The organism is Hymenobacter sediminis, from assembly GCF_003231285.1.
Classification (GTDB): Bacteria; Bacteroidota; Bacteroidia; order Cytophagales; family Hymenobacteraceae; genus Hymenobacter; species Hymenobacter sediminis.
Genome location: NZ_QKNS01000004.1, coordinates 525,573 through 545,117, shown reverse-complemented (window position 1 = coordinate 545,117; position 19,545 = coordinate 525,573). Strand labels below are relative to the sequence as shown.

Sequence of the window (19,545 nt, the reverse complement as noted above, 5' to 3'; positions counted from 1 at the left end):
GTTAAGCCCCGGAGCGCCTATGGTACTGCCTTCACCGGCGGGAGAGTCGGTCGCCGCCAACCTTATCATTTCCTGACGCCCCCCTGCGACTTCGTGCTGCAGGGGGGCGTTTTGCGTTTATATCCCACCACTACCTGCTACCCCTCATAGCTTCGTCTCTGCTTAGCCTCAGCTTAAGAAACGAGAAATAGAAGGATTATACTGGTGTTATTCGCCTACTCTTTCTATTGCTATTCCAGTAATGTCTAGAACAGTAGAAATAAGGGCGAAGGCTATCACATGTTGTTGAGTTTAGCTCCTATCCGATCTTTGGGAATGTAGCAATCTAAACATAGGTAAGGCATTTATAGCTCTTTCATTATTATGTATAGGATCAGTATTGACATAGAAAAAGGGGAGTGGATATCCACTCCCCTTTTTCTATGTCAATACTGATCCTATGCTTTTGTTGGGCCCACGATGACCTCTATCATGGACTCAGGAGAGAGGTATTCCTGTGCTAGCACTTGCAGTGCCTTAGAGTTTACTTCTTGAATACGCTCTACATATTGGCTGTAGTAATCAGCGGGGAGCTGGTGGAAGACGATAGTCTTGTATTTGTCACACTGTTCGAATACAGTGCTTAGTTCATTCGCAAATTTGCCCGCCATATAGTTTTTGACGGTTTGTAGCTCTTCCTTCGGGATTAGCTCGTCCTGCAGCGTTCTGAGCTCCTTGTGAATTTCCTGAATAGCAACGGCTGCATTGGAGGCATTTACATCAGAGCCGATACCGAAGCTGGTAGCGTGCTCTCTTGGGCCAATGCTGGAGTAGATGCCGTATGTGAGACCTTTGTCCTCGCGGATGTTTCTCATAAGGCGCGAACCGAAGTATCCGCCTAACACTTTGCCTAATACCTGCAGCTCATGAGACTGTGGGTGATTCAATGATGGCCACAACCGCCCAATACGTAGGGATGCTTGTAGGCTTCCCTTAAGCGTAACATAGTCATGAGCCGGGCTGCTTGCAAATTGGCTAACAGATGGCGTCAATGGGGCAAGATTATCTAACTCAATTGGTTCGCCTAGCAATTGAGTTATTAAAGCATCATGCTCAGACGTAACATCTCCGCACAAGAATATTTCGCTTTGTGATAAGCGGTAAGCTTGCTGGTGAAATGAGTGGATTTGCTCAGCTGAAACTGACTGAAATGCCGACTCATTGAACTTGATGCCATATGGGCTCGCGGGCCCAAACAGGTTATGCGAAAACTGCTCAGCTGCCAGATAGCTAGGTTTCTGCCGTTCTACCCGTATGTTTTGGATAGTGCGTGTTTTAAGCTGAGTGAGTTCTACGTCTGGAAAAGTAGGTTCCGTTAGCACATCCAGTACTAGTGGGAGCAACTTGTCTAAATGCCGGGTCAGGCAGTATAGGGTTAGGGTAGCTCGATCAAATCCTTGTTCACATTCCAGAGAGGCACCATAGAAAGCTATTTCATCGGCTATTTGCTTGGCTGAACGTGTGCGAGTGCCTTCCAGTAGCATACGAGCAGTCAGCAACGATACACCTTGGGAGGGTTCATACCATTTACCGGCCTTGAATACTACCTGCAGCCGAACAACCGGCTGGGCGCTATTGCGCATGACGTGCAGACGAGCTCCATTAGGGAGCGAAAACACGTCAGCCGCTGGCAGCGTTACGCGGGCCAGCGGCTGAACGGGAGGAGCGACTTTGCGGTCGAGCATTAAAAGAGGAGACGTTAGTTAGTAGTGTTGTCGGAGCCACCAAAGGCTTCGCTAAGTTCGTTGAAATTAAAGTGCAACGATACGCGTAATGTTTGAGCCAATGGGTTGGCTTTGGAGTTAGGAACAAGGTAGGCCCCATCAACTCCGAATACTTGATAGCGCACACCAGCCCCAAGGCTCAAGTACTGACGGCCGCCACTGGTGGGTGTCTCGTAGAAATAGCCTACCCGAGCCATCAGAAGATCATTATACGTGTATTCTAAGCCAGTAGATAGATTAATTTCTTTCAGTTCGCCGCTGAAACCATCAGGCGAGTCGCTGAAGGAGCTGGTGATGCCGCGTACAATGCCGTAACCAGCGCGTCTCTCGTTTTCAGCCTGAATGCGTGGGTCATTGGCTGGAACTCCGGGCTCAGAGTAAGGGCTGGGCACTAACAACTTGTTAACATCGAAAGCCAACGTTAGCTTGTTGTACGGATCAAGCTCCTTGGTGATGGCCGTGCCTAGCTTGAGGTTAGTGGGTAGGAAATCGGGGTTGTTGGCATCGGTATAGCTGATTTTGTTGCCGATGTTGGATACCGCAGCGCCAAAAGCAAGGTTGTACTCGCCGGGCCCAATTGTAAGATCGGTGGTGTAGTACGCTCCTAAATCTACTGCTACTGCATTACCGGGTCTGGTATCCGTAATGGTGCCACCAGTCAGGTTAGAGCGGACGTAGCGAGCATTCAAGCCTACCCCAAACTTATCACTCAACTTTTGGCCGTAGCCAATGGTAAGGGCGTACTCTTTCGGGTTGAAAGTGCCATTGGCCGCGCCAGAGAGAGTCCGGTACTGAATTTCGCCCAAGTCGAAATACATAAGGTTAGCCGAAAGGGTAGCCCGCTCACCTATTTTAGAAGTGCCGCTGAGGTAGGCCAGGCCCATATCGTTGGCAACTCCTGCCAGCCAGGGAGTATACGACACAGAAGCGCTGTGCTGGTACTTCACAAAACCAAGTTTACCCGGGTTGTAATAGCCCGCGTTAGCATCGGGGCTAATGGCAACGCCCGCTTCACCAAGTGCACCTGAACGAGAATCGGGACTAACAGTGAGGATGGGTACTGCGGTGGTAATGGTTAATACGTTGTCTTGGCCCTGAGCCTGATGAATAGCCGCCAGGCCCAGCAGGCCGGGTAGTAACAAGGAGCGCAGGGTCAGTTTCTTCGGTGTCATAGAGAAGGGAAAAAATAGAGGCGGAAGGTAGGCGAAATGCGGCAGCTTTCGATTAATTCAACAAGACCAGTTTTTCAAATTTGGAAGCTGTCGATTTGTCGCGGTTGGACCGTACGTTGACACGGTAGATGTACACGCCTCGCGCCAGCTGATCCTGATACTCGTCGCGGCCGTCCCAGGTGATGGAACCTACGTGAGGGCTGCTGCTCAGGATTGGGGCCTGCAGCGTGCGGACGAGTTTTCCGGACACTGTGAAAATCTGAATCTGCACATCCAACTCCTCACCTTGGCGGTTGTGGTCGAAATGGAAGGTAGTGGATGTAGCAAACGGATTGGGGTAGTTGAGTACGTGCTGGAGGGCCAACTTCTGGGTAGGCGCCGCAATAAACTCAATGGTTTGCTCCGAAGAGTTATTCCAAGTATCCCAGGCTTTCACTCGCAACTCATGCGGGCCTGGGGTTAAGCCTTCGAACTGATACTTGACTTGCCCGGCCTGAAAGCTGTCTACTTTGGCCGTATAAAACTTGTTGAGGTTGATTACCTGAGCCGGGTCGCCGTCGAGGGTTGCCGTGAGGTTGTGGCCTATACCAGTGCCGGCCGTGTTGATACCACTTTCATCACGCAGGTTACCGATCAGGGTAGTGGTAGTACCCGTCATTCCACCGAACACAAACCCGTTTTCGTTGTCCATAGACAGACGGATGCGGGGCGGAATCGTGTCGCGGAAAGCTACTTGGCTGGCGTCGCCGACGGGAGTGAGGAGTTGGCCGTGGGCATCGGCGCGAGCCGTCAGATCGGCGGCATAAACGCTAATCTTGCCCAGACCTACTTGGTAGTTGATGTCTTTGGGAACAATGAACTGAACCTTGAATTCGCCATTCGTCACCGTGGCTGGACCGTCGTAAAGTACATTCTCTCGGATAGCAATGGGAGTAGGTGTATCTCCTGACTCGTTCCCTAGCGTTGTAACAATAGATTTTTTTTCGAATACCTGCACCTGAGCCGTACCGGTAAAGCGAGCGTTACGCTGACCAGCTTGCCGTACTTCGCCTTTAATCTCTACCTGCTTCAGTGCTTTCAACGTATCGGGCTGAGCTGACTGAGCCGGTTTGCCATTGATTTGAGTGATTACCGCTTCCTGTTGGGGGTAGGCCAGGCGCATGGATGGGTCACCGAGTAGCGCATAGTTGCGGTTATTGTCGCCAGATACGGCTGCGTTTTTGGTAGCCTGGCAGATGTCACCGATGCGCGGCATGGTGCCGTCGGGCAGCGGGGTGAATAAGTCACGGAAAAACTCAATGGCCATGCTCTGGTTGCGGTCGGCGTATACTACACGGGTAGTCGTAAACAAACCAATAGCTCCATTAGGGGTATCAGTCAGGGACTGCTCGCCGGCCGAGGTAAACTCCGGATTATCGTAGGTGCTAAAGTCGCAGGTGCCGGTGAAAAGGAAAGCCAAGCGGTTGGCGTTCTGCAGCCGGAGTACAGACGCGTTGGTTAGAATCTGCTCATCGGCCCACCCTTTAGGGCCACCATGGCCAATGTAGTTAATCAGCAGAGAGCCCTGTTCGAAAGCCTCATCAATTGCACGCTCTGCAGCCGGAGAGCGTTGCCCCGCCGCTACAATAGACTGAGGGTACATGTCTAGGTAATGCTTGTACACGTTGTAGCTGCGTGTCGTCGGCAGGGTATCAAGAGGGCCAGTCAGTTGCTCTGTATACGCCGTGAACAGGTTCCGGTCACCGTCATCCGTCACAAAAGAAAGGCGGTTACGCCACTTGCCAAAACTAACCGGCGAGTCGTAAGCAATTAGCTTTTTAACTACTGTTGCGGCTTGTTCCGCTGTGCGGACAGGCAAACGGCCAATACCAATATCCACCAATTCATTGCTGAAGTTGGGCAGCCAGGCCCCTTCCGTGTCGTCGAGCAGGCCGTAGTAATCATCGGAAGAATACGTGATGCCCTGTCCGCCGGGCCGGGCCCCCATGATCAGGTCAAAGCTTTCTACCGACTCATATACGGGCACAAAGTTCTGGTTGATCTTATCGGCATTGGTTGGGAGGCGGTTTTTCCACCAGTCGGGCAGCTGCGCCGTAGCATTCGTTGGGTCGGCTTTGTAATCGTAGGAGGCGTCGCCGAAAAGTAGGAGATACTGGCGCTTACCGGTAGGGGCTCGGTCGTACACCATCTTCATAAAGTCGCGGATAGCAGTAACGTCCTGTCCGCCGGAACCGAACTCGTTATATACCTGGGAGGTGGTAACTACCTGCACGGTAAACCCATCGTGGGTAGTGCGGTGGGCTGCTAGTTCTTTTGCTTCCTTTAGAAAAGCTGGGTGAGTTACAATGACTAGGTCCAGCTTGCCGTCGAGGTTGAGGGCGTGCAGGTTCTGGTTAGCGACCTTGCCGAAGCTGCGGGGGGTAGGGAAAGCAGTGCCGTTGAAGGCGACAAACTCCCGAAGGGTATCGGTGCGGGCTAGAAACACACCGTTGGCGGCAGTTACTTCAGCCGGATGACGAGGGTTGGTTACGTCCCAAATGGTAGTATTGGCCGGCGCGCTTAGCTCAAATTGGCTGATGGCATTAGGGCCAATGTTTTCGAGGGAACGAAATTCTAGCTGGCTGCCAGTGAGGCGCAGTTGGCGGCGGGCATTCAGTTCCAGGTAATCGAGGTAACCCTTGGCGGATGGGTCGTTGTTGCCGGTATAGGTGAGGTCTATTTTGATTTCGGCAGGAGAAGTGGCTGGTACCGTGTAGTTCAGTGTACCTAGGCTTCCGTTGGCTATTTCGGGGTAGCACCAAGAGCCGCTACTGCAGTTATAGCCTGGCACCACCAAGCTAGCTGCAGACTGGCCGTTGACGCTGGTCTGAAAAACGGATGGGGATACCGATGCCGCAGCCACCGCCGAGGTTACCTGCACGGTAGTACCTGGCACCAGATCAGCTACCGGGAAGGAAAACGTCTTCTGATCGGTGGCCGTGAAAGTTTCACCCAGCCAGGTCCGTCCCGACTTAGCCAAGTTGATCAGTTCTACCTCGTAAAACTGACGTTCTGTGAATGCCGTGATGCGCGCTGAAGAAGCTCCCGTGACTACCGGCGCTGCCGCTACCCGCCGGCCAGCCGAGCTGCCTACCGTTAGGAAGTAGTAAGCCGTATCGGTGTAGGGGTTGAGGTGGTGCTGAAACCGGGCGGCAGAGCCCGCGCGCGTCCAGGTATGCGGACCACGGGCATAGAACAGAAAGTACTCGTTGTCGTCGAAGGTGGCATTGGCGTCGCCGACAAAACGGATAGGGTTCTCTGCCAAGTCGTCGGGGCGGAACGCTTGGTTGGCCTGGGGTAGCGTGCCCATGGCATTTCCATAAAGACGAAGACGGGCCGGGTCGAGTCGCTGCACGTCAAGGCCTAGATCGGCCAGCATTTTCCGGTCGAGCTTGTAGATGCCGCTGCCAGGAACCCCAATCTTATACCAGTCACCCTGACTTAGAACCGAGGCTTTGGCGTAAGAGCGAGGGGTAGTGCTGGGGCGAAGTGCAGCCGTGGTGTAAGCGTAGGCGAAGGAAACGAGCTTTTCGACCTGACCAGTTTGCGGGTTGCGCCGCAGTGGCTGCACAGCCAATAGCGTGACAGGTCGGCGGCGCTCCAGGCCCTGCGTGAGCTGTAGGGCTGGAGTAGGGGGTAGGGCGGCCAAGTCAAGCTGGCGGGCCTCGGCAGTGGGTACTGGCTCATAGATGACCTCCTGCAGCCTACCCTCCCTAACAGCGCCCGGTAAGGTTATTTGGAAGGTGCCTACCTGCTCATTGGCACGAAACGAAGCGCCTCGGAACGACGGTACCTGCCGCTGCTGGCCCCGAACAACTACTGGCACAGTACCGGCCCATGCAATGTGAGCCCGCACTACCTGCTCCGCCGACTGAGCCCGGACCAGTGGGCTGACACCTAGCTGAATTCCCAGAAGAACAAGCACCCAGAAAGTATAATACCGCATAAGCAAGCGCAGAAGTCAGGACAAAGGAAAGCGGTAGCTCTCGGCAGGCAACAGGTTGAAGGATAACACAGTTCAGCGCACTGATATTAACTGCTGAGCCTACAGAATATTGCGGGCTACAATGGGAAAAATTGCAGATAAATTCTTTTAAACTGCCTTGGCCCGAGTCAGCATAGAAAGGAGCACATACAGCAAGATAATTAAGGGAATAGCTGTGGCGCCCAAGACAATCAGCAAGCCCAAGCTCACCAGCAGAAAAAGGAAACGCACTTGGTTGCCCTGCCAGCCAAATGACTTGAACTTGAGGGCAAACAAGGGAAGCTCAGCTACTAGCAAGCCCGAAAGCACCAGCGTAAGCGCTAGTAGTGCCCAAGGGTTCAGAATAAGAAAAGTGACTTGGAAAGTATCATTGGCCAGAATGAGGGGTAGGGAAGCTACTACCAGCGTGCAGGCTGGGGTAGGTAGGCCGATAAAAGAATCAGACTGGCGGGTGTCGTTATTAAACTTGGCCAGGCGCAGAGCCGAGAAAACCGTAACGATAAAGCCAGCATATGGCAGCCAAGTAGGCAAGCCGGCGCCCGCTTGTTGCAATAGCTGAAACAAAAAGGCGCCGGGTACTACTCCAAATGAAACGGCATCAGCCAGGGAGTCCAGGTCCTTGCCAATAGGAGAGGAAACATGCAACGCCCGGGCTATTAGCCCATCGAAAAAATCAAATACTGCCGACAGCCCAACGAAATAAGCGGCCGTTTCCAGTTCTCCCGCAAAAATGTAACACAAGGCTAGGCAGCCCGAGAATAGATTAAGACAGGTAACTGCGTTAGGAAGATGTTTTTTCAAGGGAAATAGAATGAGTACCTGCGAAAATAGGGGAGGAACGCCGAATTGGCCGGGCAAGTATATTACCGCAGAAATGGATTGGAGCGGCGCTCTTGCCCTACGGTAGTGGCCGGCCCGTGCCCCGGATACACCGTCGTATCGTCGGGTAGGGTTAGCAGCTCCCGTTTGATGCTGTCAATCAGGGTAGCATAGTCGCCACCCGGCAAATCCGTGCGGCCGATGCTACCCTGAAATAGCACGTCGCCCCCGATAACCGTGCTGGTAGGGGCATGATAAAAAATAACGTGGCCAGGCGCGTGCCCAGGAGCAAACCGAACATCCAACTCCGTTTCGCCGAAGCGAACTGGTTCACCTGGTGTCAGGAAACCCGTCGGCTCGGCAGGAGTATAGTGTGGAAAACCGTAGCTGGGGGCGTAAGCCGGCACTGCCCGCAGAGTAGCCAAGTCGGCCTCATGAATCAGGAAGGGTACTTGGTAGGTATCCAGCACAAACTGGTTGCCGAACACGTGGTCGATATGGCAGTGCGTGTTGAGCAGCAGCTTCACCTGCAGCCCCTGCTCGGTAATGAACCAGCGCAGGGCTTCTTGTTCAGTCCGCTCGTAGCAACCAGGGTCAATAATTACGCACTGGCCCGTAGCATCATAAAGCAGGTAAGTGTTTTCGGAAAAAGCGTTGAAGGTGAAGCCAGTGACAGTCATGGGGGAAGAAAGGGGCCGGTTTGGAACCAGGCAGATTTAGGAGGGTAAGTTACGAAGGAGTACACAGAGTAGTGGAACGTAGGGCTGCTTGCCAGCGTCTGAGCGGTAGCTACCACAGAAAACACATGGTTTATGGTGGGGTTATCGGGTTACTTATATCTCTTGTACCTTGCTCCTAATGACACGCGTTGAGTATATAATTATTGGGCACGGCATTGCTGGTGCTACCCTGGCGGCTGAGCTGCGGGGGAGGGGTAGGCAGGTGCTAGTACTAGATACTACGCAGCCAGATTCGGCTTCGCGGGTAGCAGCGGGCCTAATGAACCCTGTAGCCGGAAAGCGCTTTGCTCTGGCTTGGCGAGCCGCTGAGCTATTGCCCGCCGCCGCCGCTTTTTACAGAGCTCAGGAACAACGCCTTGGCCAGCAGTTTTTCTTTGAAATGCCCATTCTGAAGCTGTTTTCGTCGGTAGGTGAGCAGAACACTATTATTGCCCGTAGCGCCGACCAGCCCTGGCAGGATTTCGTGGCTGACCCTATGGAGCCGCTGGCTTCCCGGCCGGGCGTACGGCAGGAGTTGGGCGGACTGCAAATTCAGCACGGTGGCTATGTGCGGGTGCAGGAGCTGCTGGAAGCGTTAGCCGCTGAGGGAGAGCAGGCCGGGTGGCTGACCCATGAAACCTTTGATTGGACCCAGCTGGTTGCCCAGCCCGACAGTAGCTTTCTCTACGCCGACCGTGTACACGCCCGCCACATAGTTTTCTGCGAAGGAGCGGCTGCCATCCATAACCCATATTTCCAATGGTTACCCATTACCCCCAACCAGGGCGAGGTGCTGGATGTGGCGTGCGCTGGCCTACTCGAAACCGAAGTGCTGAACAAAGGAGCCTACGTAGTGCCGCTTGGAAATCAGCAATTTCGGGTGGGTGCTACCTACCGTTGGCCGCCTTTTGCGGAGGGTACTACCCCAGAAGCCCGGCAGGAGTTAAGCCAGCGCCTGCACGACATGACCGACCAGCCCTTTCAGGTGACGGGCCAGCGAGCTGGCGTGCGCCCCGCGGTGCGCGACCGAAAGCCACTGTTGGGAACCCATCCGGCCCTCTCAAACGTACATATTTTCAATGGCTTGGGCTCCAAGGGCGTCATGATGGCGCCCCGCCTGGCTCAGGTTATGGCCGACTGGCTGGAAAAAGGTGTGGAGCCTTGGCCAGAGGTCAATATTCAGCGGTATCTTACGTTATATTCTCCGGGTCCGGCTGCTACCGGGCCGGCTTCTCCTGCGTCCTGCTCCTAGCGTTCTTCTATGAGGCACATATCCTTTCTTTTCCGGCCTGATATTCATCGGCCGGCTGGCTTAACGGCTTTGCTGCTCGGGCTGGTGTTTGCCGGGGCTCCTGCCGTGGCGCAAACAACCCAAGAGCAGTTTGGCCGGGTCCGAATTCAGTATAAGGACTTCAATTGGCAACAGCTCAGCACCCAAAACTTCACGATTTACTTCTACGCCGGTGGCGAAACTAATGCTCGCCACGCCGCCGAGTACGCCGAGAAGGAGCTGCAGCGCATTACCGGCCTGATTGGCTACTATCCTTACTCGAAGACTACCATCATGCTCTATAATTCCGTAGGCGACCTGCGGCAGAGCAATGTGGGCCTCGATGCCGATAAGTATGCCACCGGCGGTGAAACTTCCTTGGTACGCTCTACCAAGGTGCAACTGGCTTTCCAGGGGCAGCAAACCCGCTTCAAACAGGATTTGAGCAACCGCATTACCCGCGTGCTGCTTAATGATATGATGTATGGTGGCTCGCTGAAGGAAGTGATTCAGAGTAGCTACCTGCTGCAGCTGCCAAACTGGTTTATCAGCGGAGCCTCGGCTTACGCCTCCCAGGGTTGGAGTGTAGAGATGGACGACTACATGCGCACCATGACCCGGGAGCATGAAAGTAACCGGACGGCACCGTTCTTTTTGCGCAATCCGGAGCTGGCAGGCCAGAGTATCTGGAACTACATTGCAGAGCGCTACGGCTACACGTCGGTGCAGAATATTCTCAACCTCACGCGCATCACCCGCGACGTGGAGGTAGGCATCAGCTCCTCGCTGAACGTGCCTTATAAAGTGTTCCTGAAAGATTGGTTGGGTTACTACCGTCAGTTGAATGCCCAACCCCAGACGCCCTTCGTAGAGGCAGGCAAAGACCGCCAAGTAGTACGCAACAACCGTAAGGGCACCATCTACAGCCAACCCGTATTCAGCCCAAATGGGCAGCGCCTGGCTTACGTGCAAAACGATTTGGGCCGCTACCGGGTGGTAGTGGTGAATAAGGATGGACGTGGCCGCGACGTTATCCATCGGGGTGGGTACAAAACCCCCGACCAGGAGGTCGAAAACCGCTTGCCTGTACTGGCTTGGCGCGGCAATGGGCAGTTGGCCGTAGCCGAGATGGACAAGGGATACCTGACTCTGCAGCTTCGGGAAGCCAATGGCGGTATTTCTAATATGGCCGCGCGGCTGAAAAGCTTGCTACCCTCCTTTGGGCGGAGTACCTCCCTGTTTGCGCAGTTTTCCCAGATTACGGATCTGAGCTATTCGCCTGACGGAAAGTCGTTGGTATTTAGCGGCGTGCGTGGCGGCCAGACAGACCTATACCTGCTACGAGCCGGCAGCCGCACCCCCGAGAAGCTAACGAACGATGTGTTTGATGACGTGGAGCCTGCTTTCCTGCCGGGCGGAAATGGGCTGGTGTTCAGCTCCAACCGCTGGCTAGATTCGGCTGGCACCGCTAAGGGCAGTTTCGGAACGGTGGTTAATAACTACGACCTGTACCTCTATCACCTCGACGGCCGCCAACAGCCGGTAGAAGTGCTGGCCAACAGCATCTCTAACGAAGGGCGCCCACGAGCTATTTCAGATTCAGAGGTGCTGTTTATGAGCGAGGAAAGTGGGGTACGTAGCATCTATCGGCTGAACCTAGCCACCAAGCAGTACCGTCCCGTTACCAGCTTCTTAGCTAACATCAAGGACTTCGACTACAATGCTACCACCCGGGCTCTGGGCTTCGTGTCGGCGGCGGAGGCCCGGGACTATGTGTATCTGTACCCCAATTATCAACTGGCCGACAGCCTGACGCTGTACAAAACAGCTCGTCAGGAAATTCTGGAAGACCGCTCCAAGCCAGTGAAGGCGGCCGTTCCGGCTCCTAACCGCCCGGGTCCCACCATTGCCAGCGCCACGCAACAGAGCGAAGCCCCAGCTCCGGCCTCTGAGACGCCGGCCACCACCACTACCCCAACGGAGCCAACTGCTCCGTCGGCCCCGAAGCCTGCCGGCCGCATCAATACCAGCGACTACGAGTTTGACGAAGATATTCCGGCTTCGCGGGCTACCCCCTCGCCAGCAGCCAAGCGTCGGGCTGCAACAGTAGTAGCTCTGCCGCAGGCTGCCCCTGCTGAAGCTAACTCTCTGGCAGGACCATTCCGCTACGACACGCGCTTCGGCATTGACAACGTAGTATCGTCGCTGTATGCTGACCCCTTGCTAGGCCTGGGGCTGATGGGGCAGGTGAATATGTCGGATCTGATGGAGGACCATCGTATCCGGGCCGGCATCTTCGCCCTGACGGATCTGCGCACCAGCAACATTTTCGCGGAGTACACCAACCTGAAGCACCGCTACGACTGGAGCGTGATGTATCAGAAGCAGGCGTATTTCTTTGATAATGAAATCGGCCGAAGAACCCGTTTTGGTCGGCACGAAATAGCCCCCACTATTACCTATCCTCTCACGCACAACCTTAGTGTACGAGGTGGTCCTCGATTTGTAAACGTGAGTCGTAAGTCATTTGATGACCTACCTGGTGCGAATGACAGTAACACTAACTACTTGGGCGGTAGTGGCGAGGTAGTATTCGATAACTCTATCGTGACAGGAGTGAATATGCTGCAGGGTACCCGCATGAAGGTGGGTATGACACGGCTTTACAGTTTAGGAGAAAGTAATGAGCAGAATTTCACGAAGCTTTACGTGGACCTGCGGCACTACCAGAAAATTCATCGGCAGCTCATTTGGGCTAATCGGGTAAGCTTTGGGCAGTATATCGGAAGCGGACCGTCCCAACCATTCTTCCGGCTGGGCGGTATGGATAACTGGCTGAATGCGGATTATGAGGGCTCCCAACTGATTTCAAATGATGGCAATCCAACAAGTACACGTGCCATCTCGCCCACTCAGATGTTCTATCAGCAATTTGCTACCAACCTGAGAGGGTTTGACTACAGCAAGAGGGTAGGACAGAAGTATGTATTGCTAAATACGGAACTGCGTCTGCCTATCATTCAGTACCTCTCTCGCAATCCGATTGAGTCGGGCTTTTTCCGGAATCTGCAGCTCACGGCCTTTGGGGATATGGGTACTACGTACTCCGGCGCTAACCCCTTCAGTGTAAACAACTCCAACAACACCCAAGTGGAGGGCGGCCGCGGCAACAGCTTTACTGCTACGGTCATCAATTTTACTAACCCTATGTTGTATGGCTATGGGGCAGGTATCAGAACTACCATGCTAGGCTTCTACGTGAAAGGTGACGTAGCATGGGGCTGGGAGGATTACAACACCAACGGACCTAAAATTTACGTAACGCTGGGCTACGATTTCTAAGCAGGCTTTACACAAATAACAGCCCTACTATAAAAGCCGACCTTCCGCTGATGAATAGCAGCGGGAGGTCGGCTTTTTGATGGATGCGGGCACCTAAACGCACATCAAAAGCAACGGGTTGCGCTATTCGGAGGCCGAAGAGGGGTAATCCGGGAGTTGGGTTGTATCTTTGTGGTCCTTTTACCAGCCGTGTTGCCGTGACGCTTCTAAGCGAAATTTGGGTGTTGATGCAGAAGGATTTCCGTCTGGAATGGCGCCAGCGCGCAGCTCTGAACGGAATGCTCCTGTACGTGGGCAGCACGGTGTTCGTCTGTTACCTGAGCTTCTCGCTGCGCGGCGGCCAATTGCCAGCCCCGGCCTGGAATGCCCTGTTCTGGATTGTACTTCTGTTTTCGGCCGTAAATGCCGTAGCCAAAGGGTTCCTGCAGGAAAGCCGTGGGCGTATGCTCTACTACTATACCGTAGTGCGGCCCCAGGCTGTAATTCTGGCTAAAATTGGCTACAACGCGCTGCTCCTGTTAGGGTTGGCCCTGGTGGCTTTTGGGTTGTACGCGGTAGTGCTCGGCAACCCCGTCCAGAACGTGCCTTTGTTTGTTGGAAATGTGGTATTGGGTGCCGTAGGCTTTGCCAGTACGTTGACTTTGGTTTCGGGAATTGCAGCTAAAGCTACTAACAGCAGCACCCTTATGGCCGTGCTTGGCTTTCCGCTGATGGTGCCCATGCTGCTGCTGCTGATCAAGGTTTCCAAAAACGCCTTGGATGGTCTGGAGTTTGATGCCAGCCAAAGCTCCTTGCTTACGCTGGTAGCCCTGAACATGATTGTTGGAGCGGTTTCCTACCTGTTGTTTCCTTTTCTGTGGCGCTCCTGAGGTAGCGTAATCTGAGCCCATGAAGCACCAGTTGCAAAACTCTTTCGCCCCCGCACTAAGCTCAGTGCATTGCTGTTGCCCGTGTGCGATTAAGTAAACAACAGCCTCACTTTTTACTTTTCTGTTCGCATGTCTAAGAATTGGTGGAAAGCTTTAAGCGTGGTGCTTCTGCTGTATGTGGCAGTGGCGGGCTTGCTGATGCCGGTGCCGCGCTTGGCTATTCTTAACGAAAGCATCCGAAACCTGTACTTCCACGTGCCCATGTGGTTCGGGATGACATTTATCCTGATTGCTTCTGTCTACTACTCCGTGCGCTACTTGCGTACGCCTACCCCGGAACTGGATATCCTAGCGCACGAGTCGGCGCGGACGGGTATTTTGATGGGGGTAGTAGGACTTGCCACTGGTAGCATTTGGGCCAAATACACTTGGGGCGCTTGGTGGACGAATGACCCTAAGCTGAATGGGGCAGCCATTGCCATGCTGATTTATGGCGCTTACCTCGTGCTGCGCTCTTCCTTTACCGATGAGCAGCAGCGGGCCCGCATTTCGGCTATCTACAACATCTTCGCCTTTGCCACAGCTATGCCGCTGTTCTACATTCTGCCACGTCTCACCGATTCGTTGCACCCTGGTGCAGGCGGCAACCCGGCCTTCGCCAAGTATGACCTCGACAGCGACATGCGGATGGTATTTTATCCGGCCGTTATCGGCTGGACGTTACTGGCCTTCTGGCTGGCGCAGCTTGCCAGTCGAGTTTCTCTGCTTAAACAAAAAGTATATGAAAAACAGCTTGCCTAAGCTGCGCGCCGCGCTGCTGTTCCTGCTGGCACTGTTGCTACCGGCCCTGCGGGTAGCGGCACAGGTAGCCACTACTGAGGAGCCTGAAATGGCCGATGCCCTGCGTCAGAATGGAAAAATCTACGTGGTGGTAGCCGTTATTGCGGTGGTGCTGGCGGGGCTATTGTTCTTCCTGATTTCCTTGGACCGCAAGCTGACGCGGTTGGAAAAAGAAGTGCAGGAATAGCTAAGTATCTGGCAGGTAGAGTTATGAGCTAACCAAAATCACCGGCCTGTTACCTCGTTATTTCACCATTTTGGCGGACCTTTGCTGCCGCTTTTGTTGTTCTGACTGTCCTTGGCTCCGGGTGGAGCCACCCTGTTGTAACCCGACATGAAAAAAGCCCACATTCTCGCCATTGCCATTATTGCCATGGCTATTGGCATTATTATGAGCGCCGCCGGTGATGCCAGCGTGTATGTATCATTCAAGGAAGCCCGGGAGCGGGCCGCCGAGGGTAACCTGACCAAAGTACACGTAGTAGGCCGCCTACCCCGCGATGGGCAGCAGAACATCATGGGCCTGGAGTACAACCCTACACTCGACCCCAACTACTTCGCCTTCACGCTGGTTGATACCAACCGAATTGCTCAGCGTGTGGTGTACTTTAACCCTAAGCCCCAGGACTTCGACAAGTCGGAGCAGGTAGTAATTACAGGAGCCATGCGCAACAACCTGTTTGTGGCCGATAAGATTTTGTTGAAGTGCCCCTCCAAATACGTGGAGAAAGATATCAAGGACGCCACGGCGTCCATCAACTAAACCTAATTGGAGTGAGCAGTAGTCAGCAGCGCCTAAAGCAACCTGCGCCTTGGCGGCGCTGTTTTTGGGTGGTGGGTTGGCTGATTATTGCAGGCTTCGCATTCCCTACCTCGGCTCAGGTTCCTAACGATAACATTGCGCAGCGGCGGGTGCTGAAACAGAATGAAGCTGCTACCTCCGCTACCACCGACTGTACTGTGCAATGGTCGTGCGTAGATGAGAAGCTCACGGGTAAATGCATAGAGTACCACAACGACCAGTGGTTTGAGTTTACTCCTCGTACTTCGGGCCGCTACTTCGTCAACATCGAAGGCCAGAAGTGCCGCGATACCCGCGGCGTGCAGTTGGTGGTCCAGATAGGCCAACCCTGTGAGCCGGCTACGTACCGAGTGCTTTCCTGTACTTCATTGGGTAGCCAGGATGATGTTTTTGTAACGCTGGATTCGTTGCGGGCTGGTCAGCCCTACCTTCTGAATGTAGATGGCTACCTCAAGGATTTCTGTCAGTTCATGCTTACAGTTAGCGACAAGCCCCGCGGGGTGCCAGCGCTGGCTCCACCTTCGGCGGCATCGGTAGCGCCGTCGTCGAACCAGGTGGTTTCCTTGCGCTGGACGTTACCCGATTCGTTGGGGGCGCCGCGCGAGTTCCGGGTACTGCGGCGTGAAGCAGCAGCGTTTAGGGCAGCAGTTGTGGCGGTAGTACCAGTACAGCGCACTACGTACGGCGCTACCAGCCCGGAATACACTTGGACGGATACCCTTACTACAGCCGGTCGTTACCTTTATCAGGTGGTTACCGACGAGGATGAGGGTAGGGTGCCGGCCATCGTGCAGCAGCAATGGTATGCTTATAGCCTACCCCTGCCGCAGCCCGATAAAGCTAAAGCTCAGGCTGCCGCCGAAGCTGCTAAGCGCGCTGCCAAAGCGCAGCAAGGCTGGGAGCGGCGCAGTCATCGGGCCCGAATGAAACGCTTGGCCGGACAACGGCACTAATTCTATTAAACAAGTTCGTGCTGGCCGGGTAGTATATCGTCAGGCTAGCATTTCTCTTCAACGCAGTAGCACATGTTGAACACACTAATCGGCGACGTAGGACACTTAGGGGTCATCGTGGCATTTGTAGCGGCCATCGTAGCGGCGTACTCATACTACAAAGCCTCGCAGGGCCGCGTCCTCGGCGATGCTGACGCGGCGTGGCTGCGGTTGGGCCGGGGTGCATTTGCTCTCCACGGTGTAGCCGTATTCGTGGTTATTGCCGCTTTGTTTGGCATCATCCATGGGCACCGCTACGAGTACTATTACGCCTGGAGCCACAGTAGCAACCACCTGCCGGTGTACTACATGATTTCCTGCTTCTGGGAAGGGCAGGAGGGTAGCTTCCTGCTCTGGATTTTCTGGCACGTACTCATTGGCTTCGTGCTGATGCGCTATAGCCGCCGCTGGGAAGCACCCGTGATGGTGGTGTTTGCTGGCGTGCAGCTCTTCCTGACATCCATGATTTTGGGTGTAGTACTAGGCGACCTGAAAATCGGTTCCTCGCCTTTTATTCTGCTGCGCGACTTTATGCCGGATCTGCCGGTATTTAAGCTCAACCCGAACTTTGTACCCAAGGATGGCACTGGCCTGAATGCTCTACTCCAGAACTACTGGATGGTGATTCACCCACCTACGCTCTTCCTAGGTTTTGCCCTTACGCTGGTGCCGTTTGCCTACGCCATTGCTGGCCTCTGGAAAGGCGAGTTTACGAAGTGGGTGCGCCCGGCTATGCGCTGGACGCTGTGGGGTGGCCTCGTGTTAGGCGTAGGCATTATGATGGGGGCCTACTGGGCCTACGAAACCCTCAACTTCGGAGGTTACTGGAACTGGGACCCGGTAGAAAATGCCGTGTACATTCCGTGGCTGGTACTGGTGGCTTCTTTGCACGGCTTGGTGCTGTGGCAGCGTAGCCGCACAGCGCTGCGTACCTCCTTCGTTCTCGTAATTGCTACCTTCCTGCTGGTGCTCTACGCTACCTTCCTTACCCGAAGCGGCGTGCTCGGTAATGCCTCTGTGCACTCCTTCACCGACCTGGGCCTGTCTGGGCAGCTCATCATTTACCTGATGGCCTTCGTAGTGCTGGCTGTTGCACTGCTGGTTTGGCGCTGGAAGCAAATCCCAATTTCTCCGAAAGAGCTAACTACTTATAACGCCGAGCTGTGGGTGTTTGTGGGAGCTACGGTACTCTGCCTAGGTGCTTTCCAAGTGCTGGTAACCACCAGCATTCCGGTGTACAATGCCTTCTTAGGCTTCATCGGTATCAAGTCGAACCTCGCGCTACCTGCCGACCAGATTCAGCACTACACCAAGATTCAGCTTTGGATGGGGGTAGGCGTAGCCTTCTTCTCTGGCCTGGCCCAGGTGATGTGGTGGCAGAAAAACAATAAAGAGTCCCTAACTGGCTCCCTGACGGTACCAGCCATCCTGACGTTGCTGGGTGCGGCCCTGGTTATCCTCCTGGTGCAGTACTACGGCCTGAAGATGGAGGCTACCTACATCGTGCTCCTAACTACCGCACTATTTGGTGTGCTGGCTAACCTCGGTATGGTGTTTACGCTCATGAAGCGCAAGATCAGCCTGTCTGGTGGAGGTGTGGCCCACATTGGTATTGCCCTGATGTTGCTGGGTATTTTGGCCTCGGCAGGCTACTCCAACATCATCAGCCAGAACGTATCAGGCCTACTGTACTCGCGGGAGTTTGATGAAACTACCAACCGCGACAACGTGCTGCTGTGGCGCAACGACAAGGCTCCCATGGGCAAGTACGATGTAAGCTACACCGGCCAGTACTTCGATGTGCCCAGCGTGCCCGGCTATGTAGACAAGCAGCTGCTTTTCCGGACCGCTGATGAGTATAAGGCCCTAGCCCGCGCCGACATTAAGCGCGGCGACAAGGTATATTATAAGGCCGGTGATACAGTAGAAATTCTGCCCGAAAACACCTATTACCGCGTCGAGTACAAGGACCGTAAAACCGGCGAATCCTTCACGCTCTACCCCCGTGCTCAGGTGAACGAGGAAATGGGTGAGGGCCTGCTGGCTTCGCCTGATATCAAGAGGTTCCTCGACCATGATATCTACTCCCACGTTAGCGCCGTACCTCCACCCGATAAGGAAAAGGACTGGAGCGAAGTGAAAGAGCATGTGCTGAGCGTTGGCGACACGATTTTCCTGAACGACTACTTTGCGGTATTCCGGGGGGTAGAGCCTGCACACCAAACGGCAGGTCTGGGCCTTACCAAGGATGACTTGGCTATTCAGGGCGACTTCTTGGTATTCGGAGAGAAAAAGCAATACCACGTACACCCCATGTTTGTGGTGCGTAACCGCCTGATTGGTCGAGTGCCGGATGAGGTAGAAGATCTGGGCCTACGCCTAAGCATGCTGAGTGTAGATCCTCAAAAAGGAAAGTTTACGTTCGGTGTGAGCACTACCCAGAAAGATTACATCATTCTAAAAGCCGTAGAGAAGCCCTTTATCAATCTGCTCTGGAGCGGCACGCTGCTGATGGCCCTTGGCTTCGGCATGGCTATCTACAAGCGCCGCCGTGAAAACGAAGCCGCTATAGAGCCCGCCGACGGTGAAAACGTTATCAAGGTAACACCCCAGCCAAAAGCGCGTCAGGTAGCTTAGGCTACAGTACCTAGGCAGGAAGAATAAAGCCCCGGCTGCAACAACTCGCAGCCGGGGCTTTATGCGTTTGACAGAAATAGGAAAGGATAACATGGAGACACCTGGACTATGTCTTTATATCAAAGCTTTCTACTGAACTATTCATTATTAGCCGTTGATAGAGTCTCGCTTACTCTACAGAGTACTGTGAAAAGAAGACCTATTGTTCATGGTACTACCACATACTTGGCGTTGTGGCGAGGGGTAGGCCTTATACTACAGCGCACCAACAAAAAAGGGCAGCCAATCGGCTGCCC

13 protein-coding genes are annotated in these 19,545 nt (G+C 54.2%); 8 read left to right on the top strand and 5 right to left on the bottom strand.

Annotation, left to right across the window (positions count from 1 at the left end; translation table 11 throughout):
* Positions 1–437 precede the first annotated feature (437 nt).
* The 5 genes from DNI29_RS13910 to DNI29_RS13890 form a co-directional block, all read right to left on the bottom strand.
* Positions 438–1,724 (bottom strand): M16 family metallopeptidase, encoded by a 1,287-nt coding sequence (locus DNI29_RS13910; RefSeq protein ID WP_110978709.1) that lies wholly within the window; start codon positions 1,722–1,724, stop codon positions 438–440.
* A gap of 14 nt (positions 1,725–1,738) precedes the next feature.
* Positions 1,739–2,935, bottom strand: coding sequence for a type IX secretion system outer membrane channel protein PorV (gene porV, locus DNI29_RS13905; protein ID WP_110978708.1), 1,197 nt, complete (start codon positions 2,933–2,935; stop codon positions 1,739–1,741).
* Between the two features lie 52 nt (positions 2,936–2,987).
* On the bottom strand, positions 2,988–6,920 hold the full coding sequence (gene porU / locus DNI29_RS13900) for a type IX secretion system sortase PorU (RefSeq protein WP_110978707.1): 3,933 nt from the start codon (positions 6,918–6,920) through the stop codon (positions 2,988–2,990).
* Between the two features lie 147 nt (positions 6,921–7,067).
* A complete protein-coding gene (gene pssA / locus DNI29_RS13895) occupies positions 7,068–7,760 on the bottom strand; it encodes a CDP-diacylglycerol--serine O-phosphatidyltransferase (RefSeq protein WP_110978738.1) in 693 nt (230 codons plus the stop codon).
* A 62-nt stretch (positions 7,761–7,822) separates the two neighbouring features.
* Positions 7,823–8,458, bottom strand: a complete 636-nt coding sequence (locus tag DNI29_RS13890) for an MBL fold metallo-hydrolase (RefSeq protein ID WP_110978706.1) — start codon at positions 8,456–8,458, stop codon at positions 7,823–7,825.
* A gap of 178 nt (positions 8,459–8,636) precedes the next feature.
* Between DNI29_RS13890 and DNI29_RS13885 the strand changes: the two genes are divergently transcribed.
* From DNI29_RS13885 to ccsA, 8 genes are all read left to right on the top strand, one after another.
* A complete protein-coding gene (locus DNI29_RS13885) occupies positions 8,637–9,749 on the top strand; it encodes an NAD(P)/FAD-dependent oxidoreductase (RefSeq protein ID WP_110978705.1) in 1,113 nt (370 codons plus the stop codon).
* A 9-nt stretch (positions 9,750–9,758) separates the two neighbouring features.
* Entirely contained in the window at positions 9,759–13,109 is a 3,351-nt protein-coding gene (locus tag DNI29_RS13880) for a TolB-like translocation protein (RefSeq protein ID WP_110978704.1), read from the top strand.
* A gap of 227 nt (positions 13,110–13,336) precedes the next feature.
* Complete coding sequence (locus DNI29_RS13875) at positions 13,337–13,978, top strand: heme exporter protein CcmB (RefSeq protein ID WP_110978703.1); 642 nt, start codon at positions 13,337–13,339, stop codon at positions 13,976–13,978.
* Positions 13,979–14,107: 129 nt separating this feature from the next.
* Positions 14,108–14,779 carry a cytochrome c biogenesis protein gene (locus DNI29_RS13870; protein ID WP_110978702.1) on the top strand — a complete coding sequence of 224 codons (672 nt, stop codon included), beginning with the start codon at positions 14,108–14,110 and terminating at the stop codon, positions 14,777–14,779.
* Positions 14,760–15,005, top strand: coding sequence for a CcmD family protein (locus DNI29_RS13865; RefSeq protein WP_110978701.1), 246 nt, complete (start codon positions 14,760–14,762; stop codon positions 15,003–15,005). The genes DNI29_RS13870 and DNI29_RS13865 overlap by 20 nt, the downstream gene beginning before the upstream one ends.
* Before the next feature lie 147 nt (positions 15,006–15,152).
* A complete protein-coding gene (locus DNI29_RS13860; RefSeq protein WP_110978700.1) occupies positions 15,153–15,581 on the top strand; it encodes a cytochrome c maturation protein CcmE domain-containing protein in 429 nt (142 codons plus the stop codon).
* Between the two features lie 11 nt (positions 15,582–15,592).
* Positions 15,593–16,573: a hypothetical protein gene (locus tag DNI29_RS13855; RefSeq protein WP_123823244.1), complete on the top strand. Its 981-nt coding sequence runs from the start codon at positions 15,593–15,595 to the stop codon at positions 16,571–16,573.
* Between the two features lie 72 nt (positions 16,574–16,645).
* Positions 16,646–19,249, top strand: a complete 2,604-nt coding sequence (ccsA, locus tag DNI29_RS13850) for a cytochrome c biogenesis protein CcsA (RefSeq protein WP_110978698.1) — start codon at positions 16,646–16,648, stop codon at positions 19,247–19,249.
* Positions 19,250–19,545: the final 296 nt, after the last annotated feature.

What these genes read in the sequence shown, in the direction of transcription:
- DNI29_RS13885 (WP_110978705.1), top strand. Translation starts at nt 8,637, where the DNA reads ATGACACGCGTTGAGTATATAATTATTGGGCACGGCATTGCTGGTGCT.
- porV (WP_110978708.1), bottom strand. Translation starts at nt 2,935, where the DNA reads ATGACACCGAAGAAACTGACCCTGCGCTCCTTGTTACTACCCGGCCTG.
- ccsA (WP_110978698.1), top strand. Translation starts at nt 16,646, where the DNA reads ATGTTGAACACACTAATCGGCGACGTAGGACACTTAGGGGTCATCGTG.
- DNI29_RS13890 (WP_110978706.1), bottom strand. Translation starts at nt 8,458, where the DNA reads ATGACTGTCACTGGCTTCACCTTCAACGCTTTTTCCGAAAACACTTAC.
- DNI29_RS13860 (WP_110978700.1), top strand. Translation starts at nt 15,153, where the DNA reads ATGAAAAAAGCCCACATTCTCGCCATTGCCATTATTGCCATGGCTATT.
- DNI29_RS13870 (WP_110978702.1), top strand. Translation starts at nt 14,108, where the DNA reads ATGTCTAAGAATTGGTGGAAAGCTTTAAGCGTGGTGCTTCTGCTGTAT.
- DNI29_RS13865 (WP_110978701.1), top strand. Translation starts at nt 14,760, where the DNA reads ATGAAAAACAGCTTGCCTAAGCTGCGCGCCGCGCTGCTGTTCCTGCTG.
- DNI29_RS13875 (WP_110978703.1), top strand. Translation starts at nt 13,337, where the DNA reads ATGCAGAAGGATTTCCGTCTGGAATGGCGCCAGCGCGCAGCTCTGAAC.
- DNI29_RS13910 (WP_110978709.1), bottom strand. Translation starts at nt 1,724, where the DNA reads ATGCTCGACCGCAAAGTCGCTCCTCCCGTTCAGCCGCTGGCCCGCGTA.
- porU (WP_110978707.1), bottom strand. Translation starts at nt 6,920, where the DNA reads ATGCGGTATTATACTTTCTGGGTGCTTGTTCTTCTGGGAATTCAGCTA.
- DNI29_RS13880 (WP_110978704.1), top strand. Translation starts at nt 9,759, where the DNA reads ATGAGGCACATATCCTTTCTTTTCCGGCCTGATATTCATCGGCCGGCT.